General features: G+C 66.9%; 13 protein-coding genes. 3 read left to right on the top strand and 10 right to left on the bottom strand.

Annotation, left to right across the window (positions count from 1 at the left end):
* Positions 1-354: 354 nt before the first annotated feature.
* From U5805_RS05805 to U5805_RS05825, 5 genes are all read right to left on the bottom strand, one after another.
* Positions 355-891 carry a flavin reductase family protein gene (locus U5805_RS05805; RefSeq protein WP_322102492.1) on the bottom strand — a complete coding sequence of 179 codons (537 nt, stop codon included), beginning with the start codon at positions 889-891 and terminating at the stop codon, positions 355-357.
* Positions 888-2033, bottom strand: a complete 1146-nt coding sequence (locus U5805_RS05810) for an LLM class flavin-dependent oxidoreductase (RefSeq protein ID WP_322102493.1) — start codon at positions 2031-2033, stop codon at positions 888-890. Before U5805_RS05810 ends, U5805_RS05805 begins: the two co-directional genes overlap by 4 nt.
* A gap of 68 nt (positions 2034-2101) precedes the next feature.
* Positions 2102-3220, bottom strand: a complete 1119-nt coding sequence (locus tag U5805_RS05815; protein WP_322102494.1) for an Ldh family oxidoreductase — start codon at positions 3218-3220, stop codon at positions 2102-2104.
* 139 nt (positions 3221-3359) lie between these two features.
* Positions 3360-4835 carry an NAD-dependent succinate-semialdehyde dehydrogenase gene (locus tag U5805_RS05820; RefSeq protein ID WP_322102495.1) on the bottom strand — a complete coding sequence of 492 codons (1476 nt, stop codon included), beginning with the start codon at positions 4833-4835 and terminating at the stop codon, positions 3360-3362.
* 26 nt (positions 4836-4861) lie between these two features.
* Positions 4862-6223 (bottom strand): iron-containing alcohol dehydrogenase, encoded by a 1362-nt coding sequence (locus U5805_RS05825; RefSeq protein ID WP_322102496.1) that lies wholly within the window; start codon positions 6221-6223, stop codon positions 4862-4864.
* A 382-nt stretch (positions 6224-6605) separates the two neighbouring features.
* On the opposite strand from U5805_RS05825, the gene U5805_RS05830 reads away from it, so the two are divergent.
* Positions 6606-7319, top strand: a complete 714-nt coding sequence (locus U5805_RS05830) for a GntR family transcriptional regulator (protein WP_322102497.1) — start codon at positions 6606-6608, stop codon at positions 7317-7319.
* Between the two features lie 47 nt (positions 7320-7366).
* Here U5805_RS05830 and U5805_RS05835 read toward each other — a convergent pair whose 3' ends face one another.
* From U5805_RS05835 to U5805_RS05855, 5 genes are all read right to left on the bottom strand, one after another.
* A complete protein-coding gene (locus tag U5805_RS05835; protein WP_322102498.1) occupies positions 7367-8287 on the bottom strand; it encodes a LysR family transcriptional regulator in 921 nt (306 codons plus the stop codon).
* 171 nt (positions 8288-8458) lie between these two features.
* On the bottom strand, positions 8459-8989 hold the full coding sequence (locus tag U5805_RS05840) for a flavin reductase (RefSeq protein WP_322102499.1): 531 nt from the start codon (positions 8987-8989) through the stop codon (positions 8459-8461).
* 17 nt (positions 8990-9006) lie between these two features.
* Positions 9007-10200: an acyl-CoA dehydrogenase family protein gene (locus tag U5805_RS05845; RefSeq protein ID WP_322102500.1), complete on the bottom strand. Its 1194-nt coding sequence runs from the start codon at positions 10198-10200 to the stop codon at positions 9007-9009.
* 126 nt (positions 10201-10326) lie between these two features.
* Positions 10327-11694, bottom strand: coding sequence for an MFS transporter (locus U5805_RS05850; protein ID WP_322102501.1), 1368 nt, complete (start codon positions 11692-11694; stop codon positions 10327-10329).
* A gap of 207 nt (positions 11695-11901) precedes the next feature.
* Positions 11902-12783 carry a LysR family transcriptional regulator gene (locus U5805_RS05855; protein WP_322102502.1) on the bottom strand — a complete coding sequence of 294 codons (882 nt, stop codon included), beginning with the start codon at positions 12781-12783 and terminating at the stop codon, positions 11902-11904.
* A 219-nt stretch (positions 12784-13002) separates the two neighbouring features.
* Between U5805_RS05855 and U5805_RS05860 the strand changes: the two genes are divergently transcribed.
* Positions 13003-14139: a muconate/chloromuconate family cycloisomerase gene (locus tag U5805_RS05860; RefSeq protein ID WP_322102503.1), complete on the top strand. Its 1137-nt coding sequence runs from the start codon at positions 13003-13005 to the stop codon at positions 14137-14139.
* A 27-nt stretch (positions 14140-14166) separates the two neighbouring features.
* Complete coding sequence (gene catC / locus U5805_RS05865; RefSeq protein ID WP_322102504.1) at positions 14167-14457, top strand: muconolactone Delta-isomerase; 291 nt, start codon at positions 14167-14169, stop codon at positions 14455-14457.
* Positions 14458-14461 lie beyond the last annotated feature (4 nt).

Genomic DNA, 14461 nt, shown 5'->3' on the forward strand with positions numbered 1-14461 from the left:
TCGCGCCGATTTGCGCTCGATCATCGTTGTATCGGCGCTTTTGTGGCATGGGAGCAAGCGTATTGCGGAAAAAAATAGCGGCGAACTCGGTTGGCTATCTAAGCCGCTAGATGCAAACACCTAGCGCGCCCCAAGCGGGTTTTCCCGCGGTTTTCCCGCGGCCATGGCGGGTGGAGAAATCCATCGGATTCCTGATGATTGAAAGCCCCGCGAAACATGCGGAACGTGCAGGATCGGCGCGGTAGGCGAGGCACGCGAGGCACGCGAAGCGCCCGCCCGCGCCGAGCGAACGCGCGGCGGGAGCGGGCGTGCAGCGCGGTGCGACGCGCTTTTACGGGTTGTCGGGCGCGCGCTTTACGCGCGCGCAGGCGCTTGCGAAACCATGGGCAGCGTGGTGAGCGCACCGTCGAAATGGAGCAGCGGCGCGCGGCCCGGCGCCACATGAATGCGCGTCACGGCCGCCACGAAAATGCCGTGCGTGCCGACTTCGCTGAGCGAAAGCGTTGCGCACTCGAACGCGGCCGTCGCGGCGTGCAGCCGCGGCGCACCGTTCTCGCCCGCGTGCCAGGCGCCGTGCGCGAACTTGCTTTCGCCGTGCAGCGCGGCATCGGCGAAACGGGCGGCAACGTCCGAATGCTCGGCGGCGAGCAGATTCACGCAGAAGCGGCCCGCCTCGCGCATGAGCGGAAAGGTCTGGCTCGAACGGTTCACGCAGACGAGCAGCGTGGGCGGGTCGGCGCAAACGGAGGTGACGGCCGTGGCGGTCAGCCCCGCGCGCCGGCCCGCGCCCTGCTGCGCCGTGATGATGCTGACCGAGGCCGCGAGCTGGCGCATGCCGCGTTTGAAGTCGGCGGGGTCGGCCAGCGCCTGCGCAGCGGCGGGCGCGCTCATGCGGCCACCTCGAGCGCTTCGCGCACGCCCAGGCGCGCAAGCCGCGGCAGCACTTCGGCGGCGAAATACGGCAGTTCGGCGAGATAGTCGACGAACGAGAGCGTCACGCCGTCGAAGCCTGCTGCGCTGATGCGCGCGAGTTCGGCGGCCACGTCGTCGGGCGAGCCGATGAGCGGATACACGCCCGAGCCGCCCGCGAAGCGGATGCGAAAGCGCTCGTACACGTCGGGCGGAAACGACTGCGAATGCACGCCTTGCAGCGCCATCAAGCGCTCGACGGCCACGGTGTCCGCGTGGGTATCGGCATAGTGGCGGTGGTAATCCTGCGCGTGGGCGCGCGTGGGGCGGCACACCACGTAGCACGGCGTGAACACGCCCAACGCGCGGCCGGCGGCGGCGCCGGCCGCCTTGATCGCGGCCACGTCGGCGCGGCCTTTTTCGAGTTCGGTGAGCACGGTGAACAGCACGTCGGCGTTGCGCACGGCGAACTCGCGCCCCTGCGCGGAAGAGGCGGCGTTGAGCACGCGCACCGGCCGGTCCGCGCCGGGCCGCGGCAAACCGCCCACGCCGCGCAAGCGGTAGTGCGGCCCCGCGTGATCGAAATGGCCTTCGTTCGACCACAGGCGCGAGATCACGTCCCACCATTCCTGGCCGAGACCGTAGCGCGTGCCGTGATCGTCAGGCAGGCCGATGCCGAACATTTCGTACTCCTGCTTGTTCCAGCCGCACACGATGTTCAGGCCCGCGCGGCCCGCGCCGATTTCCTGCAACGTGGCAATCTGCTTGGCGACGGCCACGGGATGATGGAACGCCGTGTGGATCGTCGAAAAAACGGTGAGGTCGCGCGTGGCGGCGAGCACGCCCGCGGCCCACGTGACCGGATCGAGCACCGACTGCGCGTAGCGGCCCGCGCCGCCGTAACCGGTCCAGCGCGCCACGGGCAGCAAAAAGTCGATGCCGGCCTGGTCGGCCATGCGGGCGAGCGCGAGATTGTCGGCCCAGTTGCCGGACCAGCTTTCGGGCACGGTGGTCACGGCAAGCCCGCCCGAGAGATTGCTGGAAAAGAGGCCGATTTTCAGGCGATGCGGACTGTCGATGCCTGTGCGGCGTGGGGCATCGGTCGGGAAGGCGGGGGCGTTCATGGCGATGGCTTGAGTCCGGTTGGGAAAATACGGTCGATGACGATGCGGCCCGGCGTGCGCCCGAGCGCTCAGGCAACCCCTTGCGCGGCGGCGAGCGTTTCGAGCGTGTGCCAGAGCCGCGCGTCCACGTTCAGGCCGTGCGCGAGCGCGTGTGCGCGGCTGGCCGCCGAGCGGTCGCCGGGCACGCTGACGGGGCGGCGCGCGTCGGCGGGCTCGCATTCGCGCACGGCGTCGAGATACGCGGCGATGCGCGCGTGCAGGGCCGCCTCGCGTTGCGGCGCGATAACAATGAACACGTCGCCCTTGTTGCAGGCCGTGTGCGAATCGAGCGTGCCGGTAATTTCCGTGCCGATCGCGCCGCCGGTGAGCGCCGTTACGAGCACTTCGAACGCGAGCCCGAGCGCGTAGCCCTTCGCGCCGCCGAACGGCGCGATCGAGCCGTGCTTGGCGGCTTGCGCGTCGAGCGTCGGTTCGCCCGCGGCGTCGAGCGCCCAGCCCGCTTCGAGCGGTTCGCCGCGATTCGCGTAATCGTGAATCTTGCCCATCGCGACGAGACTCGTCGCCATGTCCATCACGAGCGCGCGCGGCGCGACGCGGCTGTTCGCGCCGCCGTTCATATCGGCATCGGCATCGGCATCGGCATCGGCATCGGCATCGGCATCGGCATCGGCATCGGCATCGGCATCGAACCCGACGGGCACGCCTATCGCGATGGGATTCGTGCCGAGCATCGCGCGCCGGCCGCCCCACGGATGCACGAGCGCCTCGCTCGTGGAAAGCGCGACGAGCGTATAGCCGCGTTCGGCCACGGTTTGCGCGTACCACGCGAGCATGCCCAGATGATTGTTGTTACGAATGCACGCGACGGCCACGCCGCCTTGCGCCGCGCGCTCGCACACGGCGTCGAGCGCGCGCATGGCGACCACGGGGCCGAGGCCGTGCTGGCCGTCCACGTCGAGCAGGTGCGAAGCGCGCCACCGATGCGCGCCTTCGGCGTGGGGCGCGCACACGCCGTTGCGAATGCGCTCGACGATGCGCGGCAAACGCAGCAGGCCATGCGATGCGAGCCCGCGCATTTCCGCTTCGATCAGCAGCGAGGCTTGCAACGCCGCGTTCTCGCGGCCGACGCCCGCGCCGCGCAGCGCCGCTTCGAGCGCGGCGCGAACGGTTTCGATCGACACGATCATTGCGACCTCGGTTTGGCGGTTCGACGTGAATTCGAGTCTACGGGCGCCGAAATGGCCGTCGATGCCGAATAGGTGTTTGCACTGAACGTCATAGTCCGTTGTCCCGATGCGTGGCGGCGCGGCGTGCGCCGCGCGCGCCTCACCAGTTGGTCGAAAGGTATTTCGCTTCCATGAATTCGAGCAGGCCGTGATGCGCGCCTTCGCGCCCGAGCCCGCTTTGCTTGACGCCGCCGAACGGCGCGGCGGGGTCGGAAACGAGGCCGCGATTGAGCGCGATCATGCCGCTTTCGATGCGCTCGGCCACGCGCAGGCCGCGCGCGAGATCGCGCGTGTAGACATACGCGACGAGCCCGTATTCGGTGTCGTTGGCGAGGCGCACGGCTTCGTCCTCGTCGTCGAATGCGACGATGGGCGCGACCGGCCCGAAGATTTCCTCGCGCAGCAGCGCGGCGTTCGCGGGCACGTCCACGAGCACCGTGGGCGCGTAAAAGAAGCCCGCGCGCGCAAGCTTCGCACCGCCCGCGAGCACGCGCGCGCCTTTTTCGCGTGCGTCGTCCACGAGCGCGGCCACCTTGTTCAGCGCGGCGCGATTGACGAGCGGCCCGCACTGCGTGCTCGCATTCGCACCTTCGCCCACCACGAGCGCGCCCATGCGCCGTGCGAGCTTTTCGCTGAATTCGCCGATCACGCCGCGATGCACGTACAGGCGGTTCGCCGCCGTGCATGCCTCGCCGCCGTTGCGCATCTTGGCGATCATCGCGCCTTCCACGGCGGCTTCGATGTCGGCGTCCTCGAACACCACGAAGGGCGCGTTGCCGCCCAGTTCCATCGAGCAGTTGACGATCGAATCGGCGGCCTTGCGCAGCAGCACGCGGCCCACTTCGGTCGAGCCGGTGAACGAGAGCTTGCGCACGCGCGGGTCGTCGAGCATCGCATTGGTGAGCTTGCCTGCCGTGGACGTGGTGAGCACGTTGACCACGCCGCCGGGCACGCCCGCTTCGGCCAGCAATTGCGCGATCACGAACGCCGTGAGCGGCGTTTCGGTTGCGGGCTTGAGCACGCAGGTGCAACCGGCCGCGAGCGCCGGGGCGATCTTGCGCGTGGCCATCGCGGCCGGAAAATTCCACGGCGTGATCAGGAGCGCGATGCCGATGGGCTGGTACTGCACGAGCGTGCGCGCCTGGCCGCTCGGCGCGATGCTGATTTCGCCGTTGATGCGCACGGCTTCCTCCGCGTACCAGCGAAAGAATTCGGCGGCATAGGCCGCTTCGCCGCGCGCGTCGGCGAGCGCCTTGCCGTTTTCGCGCGAGATCAGCACGGCAATGGCTTCGGCGTCGCGCGTCATCAGTTCGTAGGCGCGGCGCAGGATTTCGCTGCGCGCGCGCGGCGGCGTGGCGGCCCAGGCGGGCGCGGCGGCGTGCGCCGCATCGAGCGCGGCGGCGGCGTCCTCCAGCGTGGCGTCGGGCACGGTGGCAATGAGCGCTTCCGTGGCGGGATCGACTACGTCGATACGCTTGCCCGAAGCGGAAGGCAGCCAGTTTCCGCCGATAAAAAGCGCATTGGGCGCTTCGTGAGGTTCGCCGGTGGGCGTGAGTCGTTGCGTGGTGGTGAGCACGAGAGCAATCTCCTTCGATCAATGAATCAGGCGAGCGCGCGCGTATTGCTCGCGACGCCTTCGAACGCGTGGCGCACGAGCGTTTTTACGTCGTCGAGCGCGAGCGGGCGCGGGTTGTTGTTGATGAGGCGTGCGGCCAGCATCGACTGCTCCGCGACCCAGTCGAGCTGATCGCGGCGCAGGCCGAGGTCGGCGAGCGTGCGTGGAATGCCGATGCTCGCGCACAGCGCTTGCGTGCGCTCGATGGCGGCTTGCGCAAGTTCGCTTTGCGTTGCGCTCGCGTCGCTTACGCGACGGACGCCGCTTGCTTCACGTACTTCGCCGGGTTCACGTACTTCGCGGGGTTCGCTTGCGTCGTGCGCGCCATGGGCAGCGATGGCCGCGCCGATGCTCGCGAGTTCCGCCTCGCATGCGCTCGCGTTGAAGCGCATCACATAAGGCAGCAGCGCGGCCACGCCCAGACCGTGCGGCGTGTGCGTGAGCGCGCCCACGGGATACTGGATCGCGTGCGCGGCCGCGGTGCCCGCCGTGCCGAACGCGAGGCCCGCGCATACCGAGCCGTACATCAGCATGCTGCGCGCGTGCGCGTCGCCGGGGCGATCGACGGCGCGTTCGAGATGGCCGAAGATCGCGCGGATCGCTTCGAGCGCGTGATGATCGCTGAAGCGATTGCGGCCCACGAACACGCGCCTGTGCGAAATCAGCGGGTCGGCGGGATGGCGGATCGCGGTGAACGCTTCCACCGCGTGCGTGAGCGCGTCCGCGCCCGAGAGCGCCGTGAGCGCGGGCGGACAGGTGTGCGTGAGTTCCGGATCGCAGATCGCCGCGTAAGGAATCAGCCACGGCGTGGAGATGCCGACCTTGAGATCGCGCGCGCTGTCGGCGAGCACGGCCACGGGCGTGACCTCCGAGCCGGTGCCGGCGGTAGTGGGCAGCGCGATCACGGGCAGCACCGGGCCGGGCACCTTGAATTCGCCGTAATAGCGTTCGAGCGGGCCGCCGTGCGTGAGCAGCAGCGCGGCGAGCTTCGCCATGTCCATGCAACTGCCGCCGCCCACGCCGATCACCATTTCGGGCGCGAAGTCGCGGCACTGTTCGACGCAGGCGTGGACGCTCTGCGAAGGCAGTTCCGCGAGCGTGCCGTCGAACACGCGCACGGCAATGCCTTTGTCGGCGAGATTGGCGCAAAGGCCGTCCATCGCGGGCGAGGCCGCGAAGCGCTGGTCCGTGCATACGAGCGCCTTGCGGCCGAGCGGCGCGGCTACCTCGCCGAGCACGGCGCGATGACCATCGCCGAAAATCAGTTCGCGCGGCGCGCGCATCACGCCGAAAGGACTTTCTGGCGATGGCGCCGGCGTGAAAGGCGACGAGCGAGCGGTATCGTTCATTTCGGAATCCTGATAGATGATCCTGTTGACGGCAAAGCGTTTTGCGTCGGGATGCCGTGCTTCTGGCGGGCGATGGACGAAAGGCGCGATGCGTGCGCAATGCTTGAGCGAAGCGTGCTTGAAGCGCGAGTGAGGCGTGCTTCAAGCGTGAATGAAACGCGAATGAAGCGTGAATGAAGCGTGAGTCAGGCGTGCGTGAAGCGGCCGCGATCAGGGTGGCGATGGCGCGTGAGAACGTCGCCCACGCTCGCGGATACGGAACGGGGGCGAAAATTTCACTCGGCTTTCTTTTGTAAAATCCGATACGATCGGATATACGATTGGAAGGATACTAGCTTGGCGGTATGATCGCCGTCAACACGAACTTAGGCAGACGGCTCACTTGAATTCCAGCACCGAATCGCTTTTTCCCATGCCCGCACAGGCGGCAACGGCCGATTTCGCACGCGCCGCTTCGATGGGCGACCGCGTTTACGACACGCTGCTCGCGCAGTTGATTTCGCTGAAAATCGCGCCGGGCACGCGTATCGCCGTGGATGCGCTCGTGCGCGAACTGGGCGTTTCGCAAACGCCGATCCGCGCCGCGCTCATCCGCCTGGAAGGCGAAGGGCTCGTGGTGAAAACGCACAACGTGGGCTTTAGCGCCGCGCCGATGCCGAGCCGTCAGCGTTTCGAGGACACCTACGACATGCGGCTGATGCTGGAGCCGTATATGGCGGCGCGCGCGGCAAAGCAGCTTGCGCCCGGCATGCGCGAGGAGCTGGCGCGGCTCGCGGCGGACATGAGCGCGCTCGCGAAAGACAACTCGAAGCTCGCATACGGCAAGTTTGCCGTGCAGGACGCGAATTTCCACCAGTGGATCGCGAAGCAAAGCGGCAACGAACTGGCCGCCGAAGCGCTCGCGCGTCTCTACGCGCACACGCATCTGTTCCGTCTGCGCTTTCATACGACCGTGACGGAAGAGGCGATCAAGGAGCACGCGGCCATCGTCAAGGCGCTTTCGGACGGCAACGGCAAGAAGGCCGCGGCGGCAATGACGTTTCACATCGAGCAGTCGCGCGCGCGCATGGCGCCGTTCTTTGCCATCATCGAATAGCCCCAGAATCAAGGCTTATTCGTTATCGAGCGCGTGAGCCGTGCAAGTCATTCGTGCGGCTGGCCGAACATCTCGCAGATCGTCGCGCGCAGCCACGCAATGCCGGGATCGGACGCGAAATGCGCGTGCCAGTGAACCTGGATGTCGATGGGCGGCAGCGCGAACGGCAAGGGCAGAATGCGAAACGCCTTGCCGCGATTGAAGCGGCGCGCGATGCTGCGCGGAAAGATCACGGCAAGGTCGGTATTCGCGACGATCTCGGGCGCGACCACGAAATGCGGCACGCGCAGCGCCACGTCGCGCTTGAGATTGAGGTCTTTGAGCCAGCGCTCCACCATGCGATGCCCGGATGCGTTCGTGCTCGCATACACGTAGCGCAGCGCGGCAAGGTCGTCGCGCGTGGGCCTGGCCGCGCGAAACGGATGACCCGCGCGCACGATGCATACGTGTTCGTCCACGAAGAGTTTTTGTGCGAAGCAGTCGGCGTCGAGTCCCGGCACGTAGCCGAGCGCGAGATCGACTTCGCCCGCGCGCATGGCCGCGCTCACCGAATCCACGGGCAAATTCGCCACTTCGATGCGAATGCCGCGCGCTTCCTTGTCGAGTTTCGCGAGCAGCGGCGGCAAAAAATAGAACTCCGACATGTCGGACATCGACAGACGAAACACACGCTGCGCCGTGGCCGGATCGAACTGGCCCAGTTGCTGCACGGCCTCGTGGATCATCGCGAATGCCTGCGCGAGCGGCGGATAAAGCCGGTACGCGGCCTCCGTGGGCACCATGCCGCCCGGCGTGCGCACGAACAGCGGGTCGTCGAAACGCGTACGCAGGCGGCGCAGCGCGTGGCTCACGGCGGGCTGCGTGAGGCCGAGGCGCTCGCCGGCGGCGGTGAGGCTGCGCAAGTCCCAGATGGCGATGAACACGCGCAGCAGGTTCAGGTCGGCAACGGCGAGATGGGTTTGGCTCATGCGCTTCGTGTCGGGCGGCGGTTTCGCCAATGTAGCGCGAAAAGACGCTTGAGATGAATCGCGAATGAATGACGAAACACCGCGAAACACCGCGAAACACGGCGAGGTGCCGTCGCGCGGGCGGCGCATGAGCCGGTCGCCGGCGCGCATTTTCGATTCGGCGCTATGACGTCATGGCGTTTCGTGCGTCAACGCGCCGTGCGAAAGCGCGTGAAAGCGCCGCCGGAAATACACGAGGCTGTCGCCTTCGGCGCCCGAGGCAATGTGCGCGATACGCGCGATGCGCACGAACAATACCGAATGCGAACCCATTTCCTTGCTCTCGCACACCGTGCCTTCGAGGCTCGTCACGGCTTCGGCGAGCACGGGCACGCCGTGCTCGCCGGGCGTCCACGCGCAGCGCGCGAAGCGCTCCTCCATGGTGCAGCCCGTCATGCCCGCGAACACGCGCGCGAGTTCCTGGCCGCGCGCGCCCAGCACGTTGATGCAGACGTTGCGGTTCGCTTGCAACACGTCATGGGCGTGGCTCGCGCGATTGATGCACACGAGCATGGTGGGCGGCGCGTCGGTCACGGAGCACACGGCGCTCGCGGTGATGCCGCAGCGCCCGCGCGGGCCGGCCGTGGTGACGACGTTGACGGCGGCCGCGAGCGAGGCCATCGCTTCGCGAAAGCGCAGCTTCGCCTCGTCGTCGCGATTCATGGGGGCGGCTTCGCGCATCACGGATACGGCGTAATGACGGGCTCGATGCCGACGAACACCGCGCCCGCCGCATCGTACGAGCCTTCGCCGAGAAAGCCGTGCTGCGTGACCACGATCGAGTCGCGCACGAGCCGCTGCATGCGTCCTTCGCGATAGATCGCGCCGATGCCGGCCATCTTGTACGCGTTCATCACGACCTCGGCGCAGGCGTGCGCGGCGTGCGTGGCGCTCAAGCGCAGCAGGTTGGCCTGTTCGATGGAAACGGGGTCGCCCGCGAGGATCGTGTCCCACGCCGCTTCGGCGGCTTCGAAGAAGAACGCGCGCGCGCTGCGCAGGCTCGCTTCGGCTTGCGCGAGGCCCGCGCGGTAATACGCGCGGTCGGCAAGACGCGGCGCGCCCGTGGTGGTGGCCGTGACGCCCGAAAGGCCGGCGAGCAGGTCGAGCGCCGCGCGCGCGAGCCCGAGATTGACGGCCGCGTGGACCTGCGCCTGATACGAAACGGCGGGATAGCGGTACAACGGCTCGTCGATCACGGCGGTGCTGCCGCGCAGAAAGGTCCAGCGCTCGTCGACGAACTTGTCTTTGAGGCGCAAATCGTGGCTGCCCGTGCCCTGCATGCCCACGACGTTCCAGTTTTCGACGATCTCGACTTCGTGCGCCGGAAACACGGCGGTGAACGGTTTGCCCGCGTTCGGCGCGCCGGGATTGCCGGGCGCGCCGCCGATGCCCACGCCGATCCAGTCCGCGCCCTTGCAGCCGCTCGCGAAGCGCCATTGGCCGCTAACGCGAAAGCCGCCCGGCGCGCGCACGCCTTTTTGCGGCGGATAGAGGCCGCCCGCGAAGACCTGGTCGGGGCCGCTCGCGTAGATTTGCGCCTGGGTTTCGAGCGGCAGCGCGGCGAGATAGGTGTTCGCGGAACCGAACGCGGCGACCCAGGCGGCCGAGCCGTCGGCAATGCCGATGCGCTCCAGCATGGCGAGAAAGCGATGCGGCGCGAGCGCGTCGCCGCCGAACCGCTTGGGCGTGCCGGCGCGGAAAATGCCGGCGCGCTTCATTTGCGCAACCATGTCGCGCGGAATGTGCGAGCGCGCGTCGAACTCGTCGCGGCGCCGTTCGATTTCGGCGATCAGTGCGTCGAGCGGCAGCGCGGTGGCGTGCGCGGGCGTAGCGTCGTCGGTGGCGACGCTGTCGTCGGAATGCAGGGCGTGCATGCGGTCATCTCCTGGCTCGATGCCTGGCCAGGCAACCTGCAAGCCATGCCCAAGCCATGCGTGAATGGTGCGTGAATAATGTGCGAATAATGTGCGAATAATGCGGGTCGTGCCGATATCGGCGGATCATTCGGACTGCTGACGAGCGGCGAGACGCGCCGCGCGCGGAAACGTTTCGCGCGCGCAACCGGTGGCGATCACCGTGACGAGCCCGAGCGCGCCGAGGTACACGGCCACCGGCCCCGCGCCGCGATAGTGCGCGAGGAGGCCCGTCGCGATCATCGGCGAAAGGCCGCCGCCCAGCACGGAAGCGAGTTCGCGCCCGATGCCGAGCCCCGAGTAACGCAGGTGTACCGGCAGCAGTTCGCTGATGAACGCGGGTTGCGCGCCTTCGAGAATGCCGAGCGTGAGACTGTTCGCGAGCACGAGCGCCGCCATCACCTTCCAGTATTCGCCCGAGCCGAGCAGCACGAAATAGGGCCACGCGATAACCACGATCGCGAGCGCGCCGACGAGATAAACGGGCTTGCGGCCCACTTTGTCGGTGAGATGGCCGACCAGCAGCGACACCGGGATCAGCAGCAGCATGGAAACGGTGAGGCCGCCGAGAATCCACGAGGATTTGACGCCGATGAACTGGCCGTAGGCGATGGAAAACGCGAAGAAAATATACGACGCGCCGCCTTCGCCGAAGCGCAGGCCGAACACCGTGAGCACTTCGCGCGGGCATTGGCGCAGCACGTCGAGCACCGGCATGCGGCTTTCGTGCTTTGTCGCCTTGACTTCGGCAAACGCGGCGCTTTCGTCGACCGAGCGGCGAATCCACAGGCCGAGCACGATGAGCGCCGCGCTGCCGAGAAACGGCAGACGCCAGCCCCAGCCCAGGAATTCGGCGGCGGGCAGGCTTTGCACGAGCAGGAACGCGCCCGAGGAAAGCACGAAGCCGAGCGCGGCGCCGCTCGGGCTCCACGCGGCCAGCGCGCCGCGCTTCGAGGCAGGCGCGTTTTCGTGAATCAGCAAAATGCTGCCGCTCCATTCGCCGCCCGCCGCGAGCCCTTGCAGGATGCGCAGCAGCACGAGCAGCACGGGCGCGGCAATGCCGATTTGCGCATACGTGGGCAGCGCGCCCATCGCGAAGGTGGAAACGCCCATTGTGAGCAGCGTGAGCATCATCGTGACCTTGCGGCCGTAGCGGTCGCCCAGGTGCCCGCAAATCACGCCGCCGATGGGCCGCGCGAGAAAGCCCACGGTGAAGCCGCCGAACGCCGCGATGGTGCCCGCGAGCGGGTCCGTGCCCACGGGAAAGAACAGCTTGCCGAACACGAGCGCGGCGGCCGTGCCATAGAGAAAAAAGTCGTACCACTCGAGAATCTGGCCGAGCACCGCCGTGGTGACGGCGCGCCGCACGGCGCTCGTGCTCGCGCGCGCGGGCCTTGCTGCGAGCGGGACGCCGAGTTCGGCGCTCAGGTCGGAATTGACGGCGTTCGGGTTCATGGCGGGCGCGGGCGTGAAGTTGAGTGCCGGCGCCTTGCGCCGCATGAAGCCAGGCGGGCAAGACGCGCCGGGGGAACGGCACGGATCAGGCAGGAGCCACGATAGGAGCCGCGCGAATGCCGGTCAAATAACGGCCAAAAATGCGCGATATGAATTCGCTTCATGGTGCCGCGGGGCGCGGCGCGGTGGGTTTGCGCCCGCCGCGCGTCACGCGTAGCGTTCGTCGAGCAGTTGCTTGACGAGGTCGATGTACTTCGAGTTGTCGTTCACGCGATGGTTGAAGATCACCGGCGAAGTGGCGCGCTCGCTGTCGATCAAACGGCAATGCACGTCCTGGCGAATCTGCCGCGCGGAAGCCGGAATCACGCACACGCCGAAGCCCGCCGCCACCAGCCCGAGCGCCGCCTGAATCTCGCGCACTTCGAGCACTTCGCCCACGTCCACGCCGTGGCCGTGCAGCACGTTCAGCACTTGGTCGGCATAACCGGGGCGCGGCTCCTTCGGATAGACGATCAGCTTTTGCCCCGCGAGCTGCCGGATGTTGAGCGGCGTGGATTCGCGCGCCATCGGCGATGCGATCGGCACCACGGCGGCAAGACGTTCCTCCTGCAACACGATGCTGACCACGGCCGGATCGGTGTGATGCACGCGGCCGAAACTCACGTCGATACGGCCTTCCTTCAACGCCTCGATTTGCTGCATCGACATCAGTTCGACCATCTGGATGTCCAGTTCGGGCGCGCGCTCGCGCAACTGGCGCATCACGTCGGGCAGGCCCGCGTAAAGCGTGGACGCCACGAAGCCGATCGAAAACACGGTGCGTTGATGCAGCCCCACGCGCTGCGTGGCGGCGCGCATCTGGTCGATGCGGCCGAGCACCTGGATTGCCTGTTCGTAGAGCAGCCGGCCCGCGTCGGTCAGGCGCACCGGGCGCGTGTTGCGCACGAGCAGCGTCACGCCGATCTCCTGTTCGAGCAACTGGATCTGGCGGCTCAGCGGCGGTTGCGCGATATGCAGTTGTTCGGCGGCGCGCGTGAAATTGCGCTCGCGCGCGACGGTGACGAAATAGCGAAGCTGGCGCAGATCCATGATTTCGTATGACGTGAAGGGCCTGGACTTGGAGCGTTAAGGCAATACCGTTAAACCAATACCGAAGCGATATGTTGCAGCGCGCAATAACCCCGCCGTTCGCGACTTTCGCGCATTCCATATCTTAAAGGTATTAAAGCCGATGCGAATGGTATTGGACGCCGCGCCCGCGCCGCTTGTATAAAACCAGTCGATGAACTCCTTAAAGCCGCATTTGCCATGATTTCAGCGACCATCGAACGCGTCGAAACCTGCCTTGTCGATTTGCCGACCATTCGCCCGCACAAGCTTTCCGTCGCGACCATGCATGGCCAGACGCTGATGCTCGTGAAGGTGTATTGCAGCGACGGCGTGGTGGGCATCGGCGAGGGCACGACCATCGCGGGCCTGGCTTACGGACCCGAAAGCCCCGAGTCGATGAAGCTCGCCATCGACGCGTATCTCGCGCCCGCGATGATCGGCCGGGACGCCACGCGCATTCAGGCGTTGATGGCGCACCTGGGCAAGCTCGTGAAGGTCAATCATTTTTCGAAAAGCGCGCTGGAAACGGCGCTGCTCGACGCGCACGGCAAGCGTCTGGGCGTGCCGGTGAGCGAGTTGCTCGGCGGACGCCGGCGCGAGCGCCTGCCGGTGGCGTGGACGCTCGCTTCGGGCGACACCGCGAAGGACATCGCCGAAGCCGAGCGTATGCTGGAGGCGCGCCGCCACAAGGTGTTCAAGCTCAAGATCGGCGCGAAGCCGCTCAAGGACGACATCGCGCACGTCGCCGAAATCAAGCGGCAACTGGGCGAGCGCGGCGCGGTGCGCGTGGACGTGAACATGGCGTGGAGCGAGACGCAGGCCGCGTGGGCGATTCCCGCGCTCGCCGACGCCGGTTGCGAACTGGTCGAGCAACCCGTGGCGTCGGCGGCGGCGCTCGCGCGGCTGATGCGCCGCTTTCCGGTTGCGCTGATGGCCGACGAGATCTTGCAGGGCCCCGAAAGCGCATTCGAGATCGCCAGAAACCAGGGCGCCGACGTATTCGCGATCAAGATCGAGCAGAGCGGCGGCCTGTTCGCGGCGCAGCGCGTGGCCGCGATTGCGGACGCGGCCGGCATCGAACTCTATGGCGGCACGATGCTCGAAGGCGCGTTCAGCACGATGGCTTCGGCGCACCTGTTCGCGAGTTTCGCCCATTTGCAGTGGGGCACCGAATTGTTCGGCCCCTTGCTGATTACCGAGGACATTCTCGCCGCGCCGCTCGAATACCGCGATTTCGAACTGACCGTGCCGAACGGTCCGGGACTCGGCATCGAACTCGACGAAGCGAAGCTCAAGCGTTTCGTGCGCGATGGCCTGATGAAAGTCACCCGATAAACCGTTTTCGCAACAAGGACAGCAAGCATGCTTTTTCACGTAAGAATGGATGTGCAGTTGCCGGCCGGCATGCCGGCGGCTATCGGCGACGAAATCAAGGCGCGCGAGAAAGCGTATTCGCAGGAATTGCAGCGCAGCGGCAAATGGCGGCATATCTGGCGCATTGTGGGCGAATACGCCAACTACAGTATTTTCGACGTGGAAAGCAATGCCGAATTGCACGAAATTCTCACGGCATTGCCGTTGTTTCCGTATATGAAGATCGAGGTGACGCCGCTGTGCCGTCATCCTTCGTCGATTCATGGCGGCGACGACTGAACCG

Source organism: Paraburkholderia sp. J41 (assembly GCF_905220235.1).
Taxonomy (GTDB): domain Bacteria; phylum Pseudomonadota; class Gammaproteobacteria; order Burkholderiales; family Burkholderiaceae; genus Paraburkholderia.

What these genes read in the sequence shown, in the direction of transcription:
- U5805_RS05805 (WP_322102492.1), bottom strand. Translation starts at nt 891, where the DNA reads ATGAGCGCGCCCGCCGCTGCGCAGGCGCTGGCCGACCCCGCCGACTTC.
- U5805_RS05810 (WP_322102493.1), bottom strand. Translation starts at nt 2,033, where the DNA reads ATGAACGCCCCCGCCTTCCCGACCGATGCCCCACGCCGCACAGGCATC.
- U5805_RS05815 (WP_322102494.1), bottom strand. Translation starts at nt 3,220, where the DNA reads ATGATCGTGTCGATCGAAACCGTTCGCGCCGCGCTCGAAGCGGCGCTG.
- U5805_RS05825 (WP_322102496.1), bottom strand. Translation starts at nt 6,223, where the DNA reads ATGAACGATACCGCTCGCTCGTCGCCTTTCACGCCGGCGCCATCGCCA.
- U5805_RS05835 (WP_322102498.1), bottom strand. Translation starts at nt 8,287, where the DNA reads ATGAGCCAAACCCATCTCGCCGTTGCCGACCTGAACCTGCTGCGCGTG.
- U5805_RS05840 (WP_322102499.1), bottom strand. Translation starts at nt 8,989, where the DNA reads ATGAATCGCGACGACGAGGCGAAGCTGCGCTTTCGCGAAGCGATGGCC.
- U5805_RS05845 (WP_322102500.1), bottom strand. Translation starts at nt 10,200, where the DNA reads ATGCACGCCCTGCATTCCGACGACAGCGTCGCCACCGACGACGCTACG.
- U5805_RS05850 (WP_322102501.1), bottom strand. Translation starts at nt 11,694, where the DNA reads ATGAACCCGAACGCCGTCAATTCCGACCTGAGCGCCGAACTCGGCGTC.
- U5805_RS05855 (WP_322102502.1), bottom strand. Translation starts at nt 12,783, where the DNA reads ATGGATCTGCGCCAGCTTCGCTATTTCGTCACCGTCGCGCGCGAGCGC.
- U5805_RS05860 (WP_322102503.1), top strand. Translation starts at nt 13,003, where the DNA reads ATGATTTCAGCGACCATCGAACGCGTCGAAACCTGCCTTGTCGATTTG.
- catC (WP_322102504.1), top strand. Translation starts at nt 14,167, where the DNA reads ATGCTTTTTCACGTAAGAATGGATGTGCAGTTGCCGGCCGGCATGCCG.